Below are 16984 nucleotides of genomic sequence, written 5' to 3'. Positions count from 1 at the left end.
CTGAAAAAGTGAGTTGACGGCAGTTCGGCTTTTCCTTACATTAGCGCCCGTCCCGTCAACAACGGGATGACAATATGGTGAGGTGTCCGAGTGGCTGAAGGAGCACGCCTGGAAAGTGTGTATACGGCAACGTATCGGGGGTTCGAATCCCCCCCTCACCGCCATATTTTAAAGAAGAGCTCGCATGAAAATGCGGGCTTTTTTTTCGCATATTGCACGCATGCAGGGGGGATTCGAACCTTGAAACTCCCTGCGCTCTTTATGTCGGGTGGCGCTGCGCTTACCCGACCTACAAAAAGCTACTCCTCCACCATCTTCGCATACTCTTCAGTCAGAAAATCCACCAGCGTCCTGACCGACGGCAGCATGCCGCGCCGCGAAGGATAAACCGCGTGAATCACTTCCCGTCGGGGTTCCCACGCGTCCAGCACCCGTACCAGTTCCCCTGACGCAAGCTGATCCTTCACCATCAATATCGGCAACTGTACAACGCCCACGCCCGCCATCGCTGCTTCCCGCAATGCCAGCATGTCGGTGGTAATAAAGCGCGGTGCGTAGTGGATCTCCGCTTTCGCCCCTTCTGGACCACTGAGCTCCCATTTATGCACCTGTTTACCGGCCCCCATACTTAATCCAGGCCATTCACTGAGCTCGGAAGGCATTCGCGGTTTACCCATACGTTCAATCAACTGCGGACTTGCCACCAGGCAATGCCCCCTGTCAGCCAGCACCCTTAACACCAGGTCGCTGTCATCAAACGGACGCGGACGCACGCGGATAGCCACATCAATACCTTCGCCAACAAGATCGACCCGACGATTGGTGGCCTCAAGCTGGAGATTAATCCCGGGGTAGCGCGCCATAAACCGCGCCAGCATCGGTCCCACGTGGACGTGCAGTAACGTGACGGGACAGGTGATCCTGACGACGCCGCGCGGCTCAGCCTGCAGCGCAGCAACGGCCTCCTCTGCCGCTTCTGCTTCTATCAGCATTGCCTTACAGTGCTGATAGAAAGTGTGCCCCACTTCCGTCACCGTAAACTGCCGCGTCGTGCGCTGTATCAACCGTACGCCAAGCCGCTCCTCCAGCTGCGCAATCCTGCGGCTCAGTTTGGACTTGGGTTGGTCAAGCGCCCTTCCCGCCGCCGCAAACCCCCCGTACTCCACCACCTTCACAAACCAGACGAAGTCATTGAGATCCTGCATACATCCTCATCGTTCTATTTTCAGAACAGTGAATGCCATTTTCACTATCTACCGGGATATTAACCCTGAATATAAGCTAATTACATCAACAGAACATCAGGAGTTAATCATGAAAAACATCACTGGCGTTTATACCGCGCCACGTCAGCACTGGGTGGGCGACGGTTTCCCGGTCCGTTCAATGTTCTCTTATCAGACGCACGGCGAGCCGCTCAGCCCGTTCCTGCTGCTGGACTACGCGGGTCCCTACACCTTTCCGGCAGATGGTGCGAAACGCGGCGTCGGCCAACACCCTCACCGGGGTTTTGAGACGGTCACTATCGTCTATGCCGGTGAAGTGGAGCATCGCGACTCCACGGGGAAAGGCGGTGTGATTGGGCCCGGCGACGTGCAGTGGATGACCGCAGGCGCAGGCATTTTGCACGAGGAGTTCCACTCCAGCGCGTTCTCGCAGAAAGGCGGGGAACTCAAAATGATGCAGCTTTGGGTCAACCTGCCGGCGAAAGACAAGATGGCCGCACCGGGCTACCAGAGCATCACGAAAGCCGACATCCCGGTGGTGACGCTGCCTGACAATGGTGGAACGCTGCGGGTTATTGCCGGTCGCTACGACACGGTGACCGGCCCGGCGCACACCTTCTCGCCGCTCAACGTCTGGGACATCGCGCTGAACCAGGGAAGCCATCTGACGCTCGCTCAGCCGGAAGGCTGGAGCACCGCGCTGGTCGTGCTTGAAGGCAGCATCACGGTAAACGGTACCGCTCAGGCGGGTGAAGCCCAGCTGGTCGTGTTAAGTCAGGAAGGCGACAAACTGCACCTGGAAGCGAACAGCGACGCAAAAGTGCTGCTGATGGCCGGTGAGCCGCTGAATGAACCGATCGTGGGCTATGGCCCGTTTGTGATGAACAGTAAAACCGAAATCAACGAAGCCATTCGTGATTTCAATTCCGGCCGCTTCGGCCAGATCTGAACGTAATAAAGGAGAAGAAGATGTCTGCACCTGCGAATTTTAACGGAACCCGTCCGGCCATCGATGTAAACGATGCGGTGATGTTGCTTATCGATCACCAGAGCGGTCTGTTCCAGACCGTTGGGGATATGCCAATGCCGGAACTGCGTGCCCGTGCGGCAGCGCTGGCAAAAATCGCAACCCTGGCGAAGATCCCGGTGATCACCACCGCGTCCGTCCCACAAGGACCAAACGGACCGCTTATCCCGGAGATCCACGCCAACGCGCCGCATGCGCAATATGTTGCCCGTAAAGGCGAAATCAACGCCTGGGATAACCCGGAGTTCGTGGCGGCGGTAAAAGCCACCGGGCGTAAGACGTTGATCATTGCGGGCACCATCACCAGCGTCTGCATGGCCTTCCCGTCGATCAGCGCGGTGGCGGATGGGTATAAAGTGTTTGCGGTGATTGATGCTTCCGGCACCTACAGCAAAATGGCGCAGGAGATCACGCTGGCGCGCGTGGTGCAGGCCGGTGTGGTCCCGATGGATACGGCGGCGGTGGCCTCTGAGATCCAGCGTACATGGAACCGTGAAGATGCCGCGGAGTGGGCGGAAGTGTACACCCACATCTTCCCGGCTTATCAGCTGCTGATCGAAAGCTACAGCAAAGCACAGGAAGTGGTTAAAAACAGCGAAGTGCTCGATTCACAGCGTTAATCCCCTGCTCCACGGCGTAAAAACCGTGGAGCTGATTATTGCTTAACCGAACAGGCACTAAAGCTGAAAATCTGCTTGACCGTGTCAGCGCAACTCCCTATAGTAGCGCCCCGTTGCCCCCCACGCGGTCAGGCAGCAAAACAATATGGTGAGGTGTCCGAGTGGCTGAAGGAGCACGCCTGGAAAGTGTGTATACGGCAACGTATCGGGGGTTCGAATCCCCCCCTCACCGCCATATTCGAGATGAGAGCTCGTACGAAAGTACGGGCTTTTTTATCGCATATTGCACGCATGCAGTATTGTAGGTCGGGTAAGCGCAGCGCCACCCGACGACATGCCCGCACAAAAAACAAAGCCCGGTTTCCCGGGCCTTGAACGCAACAGCAAACTCAGTAATAGGCTTGCAGCGTGCGCTGGCAGAGCGCCGAGCGCACGCAGTCATCTTTGGTGAAGCGTACCACCCCAATCATCTCATCTTCCTCAAAACGTGACATGGCGTCGCTCAGTCCAGATTTCACGCCGGACGGCAGGTCACACTGGGTAATATCGCCGTTAACGATAACCGTCACGTTCTCCCCGAGGCGCGTTAAAAACATCTTCATTTGCGCAGCGGTCACGTTCTGAGCCTCGTCAAGAATGACGACCGCATTTTCAAATGTACGTCCGCGCATATAGGCGAACGGCGCGATTTCCACCTTGCCAATCTCTGGCCGCAGGCAGTACTGCATAAAGGATGCACCCAGCCGCTTCACCAGCACGTCATAGACGGGCCTGAAGTACGGGGCAAACTTCTCCGAAATATCACCGGGCAAGAAGCCGAGATCTTCATCAGCCTGCAGTACCGGACGGGTAACAATGATTCTCTCCACGTCCTTATGGATCAGCGCTTCCGCCGCTTTGGCTGCACTGATCCATGTTTTCCCGCATCCGGCTTCACCGGTTGCAAAGATGAGCTGTTTACTCTCGATAGCATTCAGGTAGTGCGCCTGAGCCTCATTGCGCGCCACAATTGGAGAATTATCACGGCTGTCACGGGCCATGCCAATTGCTTCTACGCCACTCATCTGCACAAGCGAGGTGACCGATTCTTCTTCACGCTGTTTATGGCTACGTGAATCCCGTCTCAGCACACGTTTTGCTTCGCGACGAGCTTTGATCACTGCTTTTTGTCTTCCCATGGATAGCACCTTGAGTTGTTGGTATTCATCACACGCGCCAGCGTCGGCACGATTATGCGCACGAACATCAGAGGGTTGGCTTCCTTGTAAGCCATTGCTTGCACTATCGGATGACGATACGGAACAGCTACGCGCACCGTTCTGCACGTCGGTCGAATCAAATTCTTGAGGGAGGGGGGAAAATTTAGTGGTGAGGAAATCGCTGCCGGAGTCTGAGCCTCCGCGCCGGGTGCTGCGGTTGTTATGTTTACCTTGTCCAGTACAGGACGCAACCATTCGCGATCTCCATAGTGATTCAGCATCACTGCCGGGAACTACCGCTGTCTTATCTTAAGTACATCAGGAGTTATCATAAATGCAACATTTATTTTACCTGAATGCAACTTTTAAGACTGTCCCTACAGTTGAAATCAGTCTCATATAGAAATATTACAGAAATATAACAGCAGGATAGTCATATGAAAAAATAATGTCCCTGCGAATCGTCGCAGGGACAATTATCAGGCTTCAATAAGACCTTGAGCGAGATACGCGTTGCTGTCGCGCACGCCTGGCAGGGCAAAGAAATAGCCGCCGCCGATGGGTTTAATGTACTCTTCCAGCGCTTCGCCGTTGAGCCGCTTCTGCACGGTCAGGAAGCCCTTTTCCAGATCGTGCTGATAGCAGACGAACAGCAGCCCCATATCGAGCTGACCGGAATTGGTGACGCCGAGCGAATAGCTGTATCCCCGACGCATCATCAGGCTTGACTGCGTCTCTTTGGTGCGCGGATTGGCCAGACGAATATGGCTGTCCAGCGCAATCACATCGCCATTTGGATCGCTGGCGTAGTCGGGCACATCATGCTCGTTCTTCATGCCGAGCGGAGCCCCGCTTTGCTTATCGCGACCGAAGATCGTCTGCTGCTCTTTCAGCGGCGTGCGGTCCCAGAACTCCACGTGGAACTGAATAATCCGCACCGCCTGATAGCTGCCGCCCACCGCCCATGCCGGTTCATTCTGGTCGGCAGTGACCCACACCACCTCCTTCATGAGCGCGCTATCGTGGCTGTCCGGGTTGGCCGTGCCGTCCTTGAAGCCCAGCAGGTTCACCGGGGTCTCTTTACCCTTGCTGCGGGCGGCGTGGTCAGAGATAAACCCTTCCCGCTTCCAGCGCACGCTCAGCAGATCCGGCGTATGCTTGATGATGTCGCGCAGGGCGTGGATCACCGTGTCCTGGGTGTTGGCGCAGATCTGCAGGAGCAGGTCGCCGTGACAAAGGGCGGCATCCAGGGAATCATTCGGGAAGCGCGTCATTTTTTGCAGCGCTTTCGGCTTCTGTTTTGCCAGCCCGTAGCGCGCGTCAAACAGCGATTCTCCCAGCGAAACGGTTATGGTCAGGTTATCCGGGGCAATGAATGGCCCCAGAATGCCGGAGTCCATAGGCGGCAGACGCGGGTTCGGCGTATCGGGCGCCGGTCCACCGGCGGTAAGAAACGCGATGCGCGTCGTCACCAGGCGGAACAAACGTTCCAGATCGGCTTTATCACTGGCCAGCGAATCAAAGGCCACCAGCATCATCGACGCCTGCTGCGGCGTCAGGATACCGGCCTGATGCTCGCCATAAAACGGCTGCGTCTCCATGCGGGCATTAGGTGACAGCGTGCCGGGCGCGCTTTGCGGTTTCGCCGCGTGCGCCACCGGACACCCGCCAGCCAGAGCAAGCGCGCCCCCCAGCGCCCCTACCCCTTTTAACAACCGGCGACGGGAAGGCTCAGCCACGTCGCTCTCGTTATGCTTATTCATCGTGCTTAGTCCAGACCCAGTACGCCACGCAGCAGGGAGAGATCTTCCGCCAGGGCGGTAATCGGGCCTTTCAGCGCATTACGGTCGGCATCGGTCAGCTTGTCGTAGGTCTCAAACCCGTCTTTGGTGCGGTACTTCGCCAGGATGGTGTCGACTTTTTTGAAGTTGGCATCCACTTTGGCCAGCAGCTCGCCGTTCTCTTTCTGCAGCTGAGGACGCAGCAGGTTAACAATTTTCTGCGCGCCGTCGACGTTAGCCTGGAAGTCCCACAGGTCGGTATGGCTGTAGCGATCTTCTTCGCCGCTGATTTTGCTCGCGGCCACTTCTTCAATCAGCCCGGCCGCACCGCCCACCACTTTTGATGGCGGGAAGGCCAGCTCGCTGATGCGCTTTTGCAGCTCCAGCACGTCGCTGTTCAGCTGGTCGGCATACTTCTCCATCCCTTTGGCAGAATTATCGCCAAACAGGGCTTTCTCCAGACGGTGGAAACCGGTGAATTTCGGATCGGCCGCTTTCTGCTCGAAATCATCTTCACGGGCGTCAATGCTGCCATCAAGGTCAGAGAACAGCTCGGCGATCGGCTCAATACGCTCGTAATGCTGACGGGTTGGCGCGTAGAGGGATTTCGCTTTTTCGATATCACCGGCCTTCACCGCATCGGTAAAGGCTTTGGTTGCCGCTGCCAGATCCGCCGTCTCTTTCGTGACGTACGCTTTATACGCGGTAATCGCATCGCCCAGGCTCAGTACCGCAGCGCCTTTCGCCGCATCGGCCGTCGCTTCACCTTTGACGATAAGCTTCCCTTTCGGGTTGGTCAGCAGACCGCAGGTCATCTCATACTCGCCCGGCTGCAGGTTGGCGGTCATCTTCTGGCTGAAACCAGGAGCGATATTTTCGCGCTCCTCCACCACCAGAACGCCTTTCAGGATCTCCCACTCCAGCGCCTTCTGGCTGTGGTTCTGAATAATAAACTGGGTTTTACCGCTGTTCACCGTGAGGGTCATCGGCTCACACTGCTTGTCGTTGACGGTGACCTTAACCTGTGGAACATCCGCGCCCCAGGCGGAGAATGCAGAAGCGAACAGCGCGGCAATGCCTGCGCATAACGCACTACGACGGAACTGAATTGCCATGACTCTTCCCTTTAAAAGTATGTTGTTACTCAATCAAAGATTACGGCGCAACGCGCGACGCCTGCGTGCCGGTACGCGGCGGCATTGCGAACAGCACCAGCGCCGGAACCAGATAAATAAAGTACATCGCCACTTCGCTGACGCTCGGCGTTTCCTGATAGCCGAAGATACCTTCGAGCAGGGTGCCGGTCAGAGAGTGCGTGGAGAGAACGTTGCTGAGGTCGAACGCCACGTCCTGGAAATGGTTCCACAGGCCTGCTTCATGGAAGGCGCGAATCGCCCCTGCCGCCAGACCCGCGGCTACCAGCAGAATAAACAGGCTGGTCCACTTGAAGAAGGCGCCCAGGTTCAGGCGGATACCGCCCCAGTAGAGCAGGAAACCGAGCACCACGGCCGTGGCAAGGCCCAGCATGGCCCCCAGCGGCGGCCAGATCCCCACATCCTGCTGAAACGCCGCCAGCAGGAAGAAAACAGACTCCAGCCCTTCGCGCGCCACGGCGAAAAAGACCATCATAATGAGCGCCCAGCCGTGGTTGTTCCCCTTCTGTAGGGCGTTATCCACCGCCTGCTCCAGCTGCACCTTCACGTTACGGGAGACTTTACGCATCCAGAACACCATCCAGGTGAGGATCACCACCGCAATCACGGCGACGATACCTTCAAACAGCTCCTGCTCTTTCTGCGGAAACTCGCCGGTGGTTTCGTTGATGAGGATCCCCAGACCCAGGCAGAGCGCCGCGGCAAGGAAGACCCCGATCCACATGACGCCAATCCAGCGCCCGCGCTGGGTTCGCTTCAGATAACTGGCGATGAGGCTCACGATAAGGGCGGCTTCGAGCCCTTCACGTAACATAATGAGAAATGGAACAAACATGCCGACACCTTAAATGTTTATCGCGGTCAACTGATGCAAAGAAAGGTAAATTCTTGTGATAGTGATTATCATTACGGCAGAAAGAAACACAAGCGAAATGTGAGGTGTTTTGATGACGAGTTGTAAACGCAGAGCCTGATAATAGTTACATACGTAACGGTCAAGTTTATAAGTTATAACGAAAATGCCCATTTACGCTGATTCAGGGCTGTGGCTAAATATCCGCCTCACAACCTAACTGAAAATAAACCATGTTTAAAATTGTCCATTTCCTGCTGGCGCTGGTGATTATTCTTGCGCTGGCCTGGCTTACGAGTTTTGACCGCCGGAAAATTCGGGTTCGTTTTGTTTTACAGCTGATTGTTATTGAAATTGCGCTGGCGTTCTTTTTCCTGCACGCCGAAAGCGGGTTATTCCTGATTAAATACGTCTCAGGATTTTTTGAGTCACTGCTCAAATTTGCTGGCGAAGGGACTAATTTCGTCTTTGGCGGTATGGGAGAAAAAGGGCTGGCGTTCATTTTCCTCGGCGTACTTTGCCCGATTATTTTTATTTCCGCGCTGATTGGTATTCTTCAGCACTGGCGGATCCTGCCGATTTTTATTCGGGTGATCGGTACGCTGCTGTCCAAACTGAACGGCATGGGCAAGCTGGAATCCTTTAATGCGGTAAGCTCGCTGATCCTCGGCCAGTCGGAAAACTTCATTGCCTACAAAGGCGTGCTGGGCGATCTCTCCTCGCGTCGTCTGTTCACCATGGCGGCCACGGCCATGTCGACGGTCTCCCTGTCGATTGTCGGGGCGTATATGACCATGCTCGATGCTAAATTTGTCGTCGCGGCGCTGATTCTGAACATGTTCAGCACCTTTATTATTCTCTCCGTCATCAACCCGGCGCGCCCGGAAGCGGAGCCGGATATCAAGCTTGAAAAACTGCATGAATCGCAGAGCTTCTTCGAGATGCTCGGCGAGTATATTCTGGCCGGTTTTAAGGTGGCGATGATTATTCTGGCGATGCTGATTGGCTTTATCGCCCTTATTAGTGCCATTAACGCCCTCTTCTCCAGCGTATTTGGCATGAGCTTCCAGCAGATCCTTGGCTATGTATTTTATCCCCTGGCATGGCTGGTGGGTATACCACTGAGCGATGCCTTAAACGCGGGCAGCATTATGGCGACCAAGCTGGTGGCGAATGAATTTGTGGCGATGATTGAGCTGCAGAAAATAGCGCACCAGATGTCCCCGCGCGGGCTGGGGATTTTATCCGTCTTCCTCGTCTCGTTCGCGAACTTCGCTTCCATCGGCATCGTGGCCGGGGCGATTAAGGGCCTGAACGAACAACAGGGTAACGTGGTATCGCGTTTCGGGCTGCGTCTGGTCTACGGCGCGACGCTGGTGAGTTTGCTGTCAGCGAGCTTTGCGGGGTTGGTGCTCTGATGCAATGCCGGGTGGCGCGCAGCGATCCCGGCCTGCAAAACAACAACGGCGGGAATTCCCGCCGTTTTCATTAAAACTGCACGCACACCGGCTGATCGACACGCATCACCGACTCCTGCGCGAAGCGTGACTTATAAATCCCGCGTAACGCTTCGATGTTCTTCTCACTCTGCGCATCTTTACCGTGGATCAGCATCAGCGCCTTGCTCGGTTCACGCGCCACTTTTCCGTCGTTCCCCAGCCACTGCCCGCGGGCATCAAATACCGTTAAGCCATCGCGAAAGCGCGGCGTCACGTCCTGGTCAACAAACTGCTGCCACTCGTTGGGGGTAATCTGCGCCCCGGCAGGACGGTTTAAGCCGAAATAGAGCGTGGTTTGCTGCATCTGGTTATCCGCTTTGCAGGTTTCCACCGCCGCGTGTTGCGATGGCGCGTTGCAGCCCGCCAGCATCAATAATGCCGCCGCCATTAACCCTGTTTTGATTGTCATGCTTCGCTATCCTCATTGTTATAAGCACAGGGATATCACAGGAAAAGACGGATTTTGGCAAGAAAAAAGCCGGGTGCGCTTGCGCTTACCCGGCTTACGGTACTACGTGAGAAAATTATTCTGGCTGCAGCTTAGACGGCGGTGCGGAGTGGTAATGCGCGTCGGCTTCCGCAAAGCGTTTCTGCATGGAAGCAGACGGTGCTTTACCCAACAGGCTGAAGACCACGATACCGATGCTGCCGAAGATGAAGCCCGGAATGATTTCGTACAGGCCCAGCCAGGCGAACTGTTTCCAGACGATAACGGTCACCGCACCGATAATCATCCCCGCCAGCGCGCCGTTACGGGTCATACGGGACCACATGACGGAGAACAGGACGACCGGACCAAACGCCGCACCGAAGCCCGCCCACGCGTAGCTCACGAGACCCAGAACGCGGTTTTCCGGGTTGGCCGCCAGCGCAATCGCAATCAGCGCCACCAGCAGCACCATAAAGCGCCCTACCCATACCAGCTCTTTCTGGCTCGCGCCCTTGCGCAGGAAGGCCTTATAGAGGTCTTCGGTGATGGCACTGGAGCAGACCAGCAGCTGACAGCTCAGGGTGGACATCACCGCGGCCAGGATCGCGGAGAGCAGAATACCGGCAATCCACGGGTTAAACAGAATCTGCGCCAGCTCGATAAACACGCGTTCGGCGTTCTGGTTCACCGCGCCCGCCTGCGCCGGGTTATTGCTGAAGTAGGCGATCCCGAAGAAGCCGACCGCACACGCGCCCGCCAGACACAGAATCATCCACGTCATACTGATGCGACGCGCATGGACGATGGTGTGGTGAGAATCCGCCGCCATAAAGCGCGCCAGAATGTGCGGCTGACCGAAGTAGCCCAGACCCCAGCCCATCAGGGAGACGATGGCGACAAAGTTGAGCCCTTTCAGCATGTCGACGTTTTCGATGCTCTTCTGCTTGATCACTTCCAGCGAATCGCCAAAGCCGCCAACGGTGAAAATCACAATCACCGGGGTCAGGATCAGCGCGAAGATCATCAGACTCGCCTGCACGGTGTCGGTCCAGCTGACGGCCAGGAAGCCGCCCACGAAGGTATAGAGGATGGTTGCCGCCGCACCGGCCCACAGGGCGGTTTCGTAGCTCATGCCGAAGGTGCTTTCGAACAGACGCGCACCGGCCACGATGCCGGAGGCACAGTAGATGGTGAAGAACACCAGGATCACCACCGCCGAGATAATACGCAGCACGCGGCTGTTATCCTCAAAGCGTCCGGTGAAGTAGTCCGGCAGCGTCAGGGCGTTATTGTTGGCCTCGGTGTGCACGCGCAGACGGCCTGCCACCAGCTTCCAGTTGATCCATGCGCCCACGGTCAGACCGATGGCAATCCAGCTTTCCGAGATACCAGAGATAAAAATCGCACCGGGCAGCCCCATCAGCAGCCAGCCGCTCATGTCCGATGCGCCCGCAGAGAGTGCAGTCACCATCGGGCCTAAACTGCGTCCGCCCAGGATGTAGTCGTCAAAGTTTTTCGTTGATCGCCACGCCAAAAACCCTATCAGGATCATGCCAAAAATATAAACGAGAAATGTCACCAGCATCGGTGTGCTAATTGCCATTCAAATTCTCCAAAAGTGTCGAGCGACAACCGTCCGGGTTGCCTTGTTATATGATCACCGGAACGAGGTGACGGTATCTTGTGTTTCGGTGAGGCGCGCTATCCTGCCGTATGCGCCCTCCGCTGACAAACGATTTAACACTGCATTTACATCAATTTCATCCTCGGTTTGATACGAGTTTCCTATAGGTTGCACTCGCTCACGCTTTTACGGGTTGCACCTTTTAAAAGTGTTAACTCCCGCATAAAAACAGGCTTCCCGGGACAAAGGCAGCACGTTTTTCCAGCTAACCATCCGTTAACAATTCATTCATTTCCCGGGTTGCAAACCAGGTCACATTTAACACGGTTGCACAAAGTTGCAACATGGTGGATATTTCACGCTAACGACCAAACACGATGAAAGCACAACAGGAGCTTTGGCATGGGTATGACCACCATGGGGGTTAAGCTGGATGACGCAACCCGCGAACGGATTAAGACCGCAGCAACCCGCATTGACCGCACGCCGCACTGGTTAATTAAGCAGGCGATTTTTAACTATCTCGAAAGACTCGAGAGCGACGAGGGCCTGCCGGAGCTGCCTGCCCTGCTCGCCGGCGCCGCCAATGAAAGCGAGGAAGCGCCGGCCGCTGGCGACGAGAGCCATCAGCCGTTCCTGGAATTCGCCGAGCAGATCCTGCCGCAGTCCGTCAGCCGCGCCGCCATTACCGGCGCGTACCGTCGCGCCGAAACCGACGCCGTACCGATGCTGCTGGAGCAGGCTCGTCTGCCGGAAGCCGTTGCCGCGCAGGCGCACAGCCTGGCGTACCAGCTGGCTGACAAACTGCGTAACCAGAAGACCGCCACCGGCCGCGCCGGGATGGTTCAGGGTCTGCTTCAGGAGTTCTCCCTCTCCTCTCAGGAGGGCGTGGCGCTGATGTGCCTGGCGGAAGCGCTGCTGCGTATTCCGGATAAAGCCACCCGCGACGCGCTGATCCGCGACAAGATCAGCAACGGTAACTGGCATTCGCACATTGGCCGCAGCCCGTCGCTGTTTGTTAACGCCGCCACCTGGGGTCTGCTGTTTACCGGCAAACTGGTCTCCACCCATAACGAAGCCAACCTGTCACGCTCCCTGAACCGCATCATCGGCAAGAGCGGCGAGCCGCTGATCCGCAAAGGTGTGGACATGGCGATGCGCCTGATGGGCGAACAGTTTGTGACCGGAGAAACCATTGCCGAAGCGCTGGCGAACGCCCGCAAGCTGGAAGATAAAGGTTTCCGCTATTCGTACGACATGCTCGGCGAAGCGGCGCTGACCGCCGCCGACGCGCAGGCCTACATGGTTTCTTACCAGCAGGCGATCCACGCCATCGGTAAAGCGTCCAACGGTCGCGGTATTTATGAAGGCCCGGGCATCTCGATTAAGCTCTCCGCCCTGCACCCGCGTTACAGCCGCGCGCAGTACGACCGGGTGATGGAAGAGCTCTACCCGCGCCTGAAGTCCCTGACCCTGCTGGCGCGCCAGTATGACATCGGCATCAACATCGACGCCGAAGAGGCCGACCGTCTGGAGATCTCCCTCGATCTGCTGGAAAAACTGTGCTTCGAGCCGGAGCTGGCGGGCTGGAACGGCATCGGTTTCGTTATCCAGGCCTACCAGAAACGCTGCCCGTTCGTCATTGATTACCTGATTGACCTGGCCAGCCGTAGCCGCCGTCGCCTGATGATCCGCCTGGTGAAAGGGGCCTACTGGGACAGCGAAATCAAACGCGCCCAGATGGAAGGGCTGGAAGGCTATCCGGTTTATACCCGCAAGGTCTACACCGACGTCTCTTACCTCGCCTGCGCGAAAAAGCTGCTTGGCGTGCCGAACCTGATTTATCCACAGTTCGCCACCCACAACGCCCATACCCTGGCGGCAATCTACAGCCTGGCCGGGCAGAACTACTACCCGGGCCAGTACGAATTCCAGTGCCTGCACGGCATGGGTGAACCGCTGTACGAGCAGGTGACCGGTAAAGTGGCGGACGGCAAGCTGAACCGCCCGTGCCGAATTTATGCCCCAGTAGGTACCCACGAAACCCTGCTGGCCTACCTGGTGCGTCGCCTGCTGGAAAACGGCGCGAACACCTCCTTCGTTAACCGCATCGCCGATACCACGCTGCCGCTCGACGAGCTGGTCGCCGATCCGGTGCAGGCCGTCGAGAAGATGGCGGCCCAGGAAGGCCAGATTGGCCTGCCGCATCCGAAGATTGCCCTGCCGCGCGAGCTGTACGGCAAAGGCCGCGTCAACTCGGCGGGGCTGGATCTCGCCAACGAACACCGTCTGGCATCCCTCTCTTCTGCCCTGCTCAACAGCGCGCTGCAGAAGTGGCAAGCCAAACCGATGCTGGAGCAGCCCGTTGCTGACGGCGACATGCAGCCAGTCATCAACCCGGCTGAGCCAAAAGATATCGTCGGCTACGTGCGTGAAGCCACCGATGCGGAAGTGGATCAGGCGCTGGACAGCGCGGTGAATAACGCCCCTATCTGGTTCGCCACCCCGCCGCAGGAACGTGCCGCCATTCTGGAGCGCGCGGCGGTGCTGATGGAAGACCAGATGCAGTCGCTCATCGGCATTCTGGTGCGCGAAGCGGGTAAAACCTTCAGCAACGCCATCGCCGAAGTGCGCGAGGCGGTCGACTTCCTGCACTACTACGCCGGTCAGGTGCGCGATGATTTCGACAACGAAACCCACCGTCCGCTCGGCCCGGTCGTCTGTATCAGCCCGTGGAACTTCCCGCTGGCGATCTTCACCGGCCAGATTGCCGCCGCCCTGGCCGCTGGCAACAGCGTGCTGGCAAAACCGGCAGAGCAGACCCCGCTGATTGCCGCGCAGGGCATCAACATTCTTCTGGAAGCAGGCGTACCGGCGGGCGTGGTCCAGCTGCTGCCGGGCCGCGGTGAAACCGTGGGCGCCAAACTGACCTCCGATAACCGCGTGCGCGGCGTGATGTTTACTGGTTCGACCGAAGTGGCCTCGCTGCTGCAGCGCAATATTGCCACCCGTCTGGATGCGCAGGGTCGTCCTACTCCGCTTATCGCGGAAACCGGCGGCATGAACGCCATGATCGTTGACTCCTCCGCCCTCACCGAGCAGGTGGTGGTTGACGTACTGGCCTCCGCCTTCGACAGCGCCGGTCAGCGCTGCTCCGCCCTGCGCGTGCTGTGCCTGCAGGATGACGTGGCGGACCACACGCTGAAGATGCTGCGCGGCGCGATGGCCGAATGTCGCATGGGCAACCCGGGCCGTCTCACCACCGACATCGGGCCGGTGATCGACGCGGAAGCCAAAGCCAATATTGAAAACCACATTCAGGCCATGCGCGCGAAAGGCCGTCCGGTGTTCCAGGCGGTGCGAGACAACAGCGAAGACGCCCGCGAGTGGCGTTCCGGCACCTTTGTGCCGCCTACGCTTATCGAGCTGGCAAGCTTCGACGAGCTGAAAAAAGAGGTCTTCGGTCCGGTGCTGCACGTGGTGCGCTACAACCGTAACAACCTCAACGAGCTGGTTGAGCAGATCAACGCCTCCGGCTATGGCCTGACGCTCGGCGTACATACCCGTATCGACGAGACCATCGCGCAGGTAACCGGCAGCGCCAAAGTGGGCAACCTGTACGTTAACCGCAACATGGTTGGCGCGGTCGTGGGCGTGCAGCCGTTCGGCGGTGAAGGTCTCTCCGGTACCGGCCCGAAAGCGGGCGGTCCGCTCTATCTGTACCGTCTGCTGGCGAACCGTCCTGAGAACGCGCTGGGCGTCACCCTGGCGCGTCAGGATGCGGAGTATCCGGTGGATGCGCAGCTGAAAACCGTGCTGACCCAGCCGCTGGAAGCGCTGATCGCCTGGGCGGAAAAACGTCCTGAACTGCGTGCCGTGGCGCAGCAGTATGGCGAGCTGGCACAGGCCGGTACGCAGCGTCTGCTGCCGGGGCCGACCGGCGAGCGCAATACCTGGACGCTGATGCCGCGCGAGCGCGTTCTGTGCGTGGCGGATAACGAGCAGGACGCGCTGGTACAGCTGGCCGCCGCGATGGCCACCGGGTGTGAAGTGCTGTGGCCGGACGATGCGCTGCATCGCGATCTCGCCAAACAGCTGCCGAAGGCGGTCTCGGCCCGTATCCACTTCGCGAAAGCCGATGCGCTGCTGACGCAGCCGTTTGATGCCGTCATATATCACGGTGATTCCGATCAGCTGCGCGAGCTGTGCGAGCAGGTTGCGGCCCGCAGCGGGGCAATTGTTTCGGTGCAGGGCTTCGCGCGCGGGGAAACCAACCTGCTGCTGGAGCGTCTGTACGTGGAGCGCTCGCTCAGCGTCAATACCGCGGCGGCAGGCGGTAACGCCAGCCTGATGACCATCGGTTAATCGTGTAAACTCTTCCCGGTGGCGCTATGCTTACCGGGGCGACAAAACAACCGTAGGCCGGATAAGCGCAGCGCATCCGGCTTTTTTACTGAGGGAAAGATGAAAAGAGTATTTCTCGCAGGCGCAGCACTGCTGCTGAGCGCCAGCGCGCTGGCCGACGAGTGCGACAAAGCGACCACTCAGCTTGAACTGAATACCTGTAGCGCGCAGCAATACCAGGCTGCCGATAAAAAACTCAACCAGACCTATCAGGCCGCCGTCAAGCGCGCGGAAACTCCCCAGCGCGAGCTGCTGAAAAAGGCGCAGCAGGCCTGGATTGCCCTGCGCGACGCGGACTGTGCGTTTATCGGTTCGGGGACGGAAGGCGGCAGCGTTCAGCCGATGATCGTGAATCAGTGCCTGGCGGAGAAAACCGTGGAGCGCGAAGCGTTTCTGGCCTCGCTGATGCAGTGTGAAGAGGGCGACTTAAGTTGCCCTCTCCCACCGGGGAACTAGCGCAAGCGGATCCCTTCGATAATCATCCGTTGCACGTTTTCCAGGGTGCTGTGGAAAAAAGCTTCGTCCTGGAGCGTTTTTCCGGTCACCGCCTCGACCTGGGCCGCAAAGTCAGCGTAATGCTGCGTGGAGGCCCAAATCATAAAGATCAGATGATGCGGATCGACCGGGGCCAGTTTTCCGCTGGCCACCCATCCGGCGATAATGGCCGACTTATCGTCCACCAGCTGTTTCAAATCTCCGGTCAGCTCCGCCTGCAACAGCGGCGCCCCCTGCAGCATCTCAAGACAAAACAGCCGTGATGCCTGCGGGTAATCGCGCGACACCTCCAGCTTCAGGCGAATGTACTCTTTGATCGCCACCAGCGGGGCCAGCTCTTCGCGGAACGCTTTCAGCGGGGCCAGCCAGATATCGAGGATCTGCTGCATCACCGCAACATACAGCGCCTCTTTCGACGGGTAATAGTAGAGCAGATTGGTTTTGGATACCCCGGACTGCTCCGCCACCTGCTCCAGGCGCGTGCCGTGAATGCCAAACTGCGAAAAGGTCTCCAGCGCCGCGCTGAGGATCGCCTGCTTCTTGGCGCTCACCGCCTGCGAACGTTTACCTGGTGTTTTCACTGCGCCTTGTGTCATTCCCGCTCTCCTTATTCTGCGTTGCCCTCAGCATAGCAAAACCCCCGTCTCGCCACGACATCCTGCACTCCGATCG

At 57.8% G+C, this 16984-nt stretch carries 13 protein-coding genes and 2 tRNA genes; 7 read left to right on the top strand and 8 right to left on the bottom strand.

Annotated features, from left to right (window positions below; translation table 11 throughout):
- Positions 1–76 precede the first annotated feature (76 nt).
- A tRNA-Ser gene (locus tag LJA86_RS03835) sits at positions 77–164 on the top strand.
- A 135-nt stretch (positions 165–299) separates the two neighbouring features.
- Here the strand turns inward: LJA86_RS03835 and LJA86_RS03830 are convergent.
- The gene (locus LJA86_RS03830; protein WP_025912992.1) at positions 300–1205 is read right to left on the bottom strand and encodes a LysR family transcriptional regulator; all 906 of its coding nucleotides are present in this window, start codon (positions 1203–1205) and stop codon (positions 300–302) included.
- A 109-nt stretch (positions 1206–1314) separates the two neighbouring features.
- Here LJA86_RS03830 and LJA86_RS03825 point away from each other — a divergent pair, with 109 nt between their 5' ends.
- The 3 genes from LJA86_RS03825 (at position 1315) to LJA86_RS03815 (ending at position 3108) form a co-directional block, all read left to right on the top strand.
- Positions 1315–2175: a pirin family protein gene (locus tag LJA86_RS03825; RefSeq protein ID WP_069719459.1), complete on the top strand. Its 861-nt coding sequence runs from the start codon at positions 1315–1317 to the stop codon at positions 2173–2175.
- Positions 2176–2195: 20 nt separating this feature from the next.
- The gene (locus LJA86_RS03820) at positions 2196–2873 is read left to right on the top strand and encodes an isochorismatase family protein (protein ID WP_045908298.1); all 678 of its coding nucleotides are present in this window, start codon (positions 2196–2198) and stop codon (positions 2871–2873) included.
- Positions 2874–3020: 147 nt separating this feature from the next.
- Positions 3021–3108, top strand: a tRNA-Ser gene (locus LJA86_RS03815).
- A 154-nt stretch (positions 3109–3262) separates the two neighbouring features.
- Here LJA86_RS03815 and phoH read toward each other — a convergent pair.
- From phoH to efeU, 4 genes are all read right to left on the bottom strand, one after another.
- The gene (phoH, locus tag LJA86_RS03810) at positions 3263–4051 is read right to left on the bottom strand and encodes a phosphate starvation-inducible protein PhoH (protein WP_008503509.1); all 789 of its coding nucleotides are present in this window, start codon (positions 4049–4051) and stop codon (positions 3263–3265) included.
- A gap of 500 nt (positions 4052–4551) precedes the next feature.
- Positions 4552–5835 carry an iron uptake transporter deferrochelatase/peroxidase subunit gene (gene efeB, locus LJA86_RS03805; protein ID WP_229225670.1) on the bottom strand — a complete coding sequence of 428 codons (1284 nt, stop codon included), beginning with the start codon at positions 5833–5835 and terminating at the stop codon, positions 4552–4554.
- A gap of 5 nt (positions 5836–5840) precedes the next feature.
- Positions 5841–6968: an iron uptake system protein EfeO gene (gene efeO / locus LJA86_RS03800; RefSeq protein ID WP_045908300.1), complete on the bottom strand. Its 1128-nt coding sequence runs from the start codon at positions 6966–6968 to the stop codon at positions 5841–5843.
- Between the two features lie 40 nt (positions 6969–7008).
- Positions 7009–7842 (bottom strand): iron uptake transporter permease EfeU, encoded by an 834-nt coding sequence (gene efeU / locus LJA86_RS03795; RefSeq protein WP_032648962.1) that lies wholly within the window; start codon positions 7840–7842, stop codon positions 7009–7011.
- A 251-nt stretch (positions 7843–8093) separates the two neighbouring features.
- Here efeU and LJA86_RS03790 point away from each other — a divergent pair, with 251 nt between their 5' ends.
- Complete coding sequence (locus tag LJA86_RS03790) at positions 8094–9278, top strand: NupC/NupG family nucleoside CNT transporter (protein ID WP_048222484.1); 1185 nt, start codon at positions 8094–8096, stop codon at positions 9276–9278.
- 70 nt (positions 9279–9348) lie between these two features.
- On the opposite strand, the gene LJA86_RS03785 is transcribed toward LJA86_RS03790, so the two are convergent.
- Entirely contained in the window at positions 9349–9768 is a 420-nt protein-coding gene (locus LJA86_RS03785; RefSeq protein ID WP_045908303.1) for a DUF3574 domain-containing protein, read from the bottom strand.
- Between the two features lie 115 nt (positions 9769–9883).
- Entirely contained in the window at positions 9884–11392 is a 1509-nt protein-coding gene (gene putP / locus LJA86_RS03780) for a sodium/proline symporter PutP (protein WP_045908304.1), read from the bottom strand.
- Between the two features lie 423 nt (positions 11393–11815).
- On the opposite strand from putP, the gene putA reads away from it, so the two are divergent.
- Both putA and LJA86_RS03770 read left to right on the top strand, forming a co-directional pair.
- Positions 11816–15778 carry a trifunctional transcriptional regulator/proline dehydrogenase/L-glutamate gamma-semialdehyde dehydrogenase gene (gene putA / locus LJA86_RS03775; protein ID WP_048027352.1) on the top strand — a complete coding sequence of 1321 codons (3963 nt, stop codon included), beginning with the start codon at positions 11816–11818 and terminating at the stop codon, positions 15776–15778.
- A 99-nt stretch (positions 15779–15877) separates the two neighbouring features.
- Positions 15878–16273 carry a lysozyme inhibitor LprI family protein gene (locus LJA86_RS03770; protein WP_063621350.1) on the top strand — a complete coding sequence of 132 codons (396 nt, stop codon included), beginning with the start codon at positions 15878–15880 and terminating at the stop codon, positions 16271–16273.
- Here LJA86_RS03770 and rutR read toward each other — a convergent pair.
- On the bottom strand, positions 16270–16908 hold the full coding sequence (gene rutR / locus LJA86_RS03765) for an HTH-type transcriptional regulator RutR (RefSeq protein WP_008499819.1): 639 nt from the start codon (positions 16906–16908) through the stop codon (positions 16270–16272). The genes LJA86_RS03770 and rutR overlap by 4 nt on opposite strands.
- Positions 16909–16984: the final 76 nt, after the last annotated feature.

Source organism: Enterobacter sp. TCD1-1 (assembly GCF_020567405.1).
Classification (GTDB): Bacteria; Pseudomonadota; Gammaproteobacteria; order Enterobacterales; family Enterobacteriaceae; genus Enterobacter; species Enterobacter quasiroggenkampii.
This window is presented reverse-complemented; position numbering and strand designations above follow the sequence as displayed.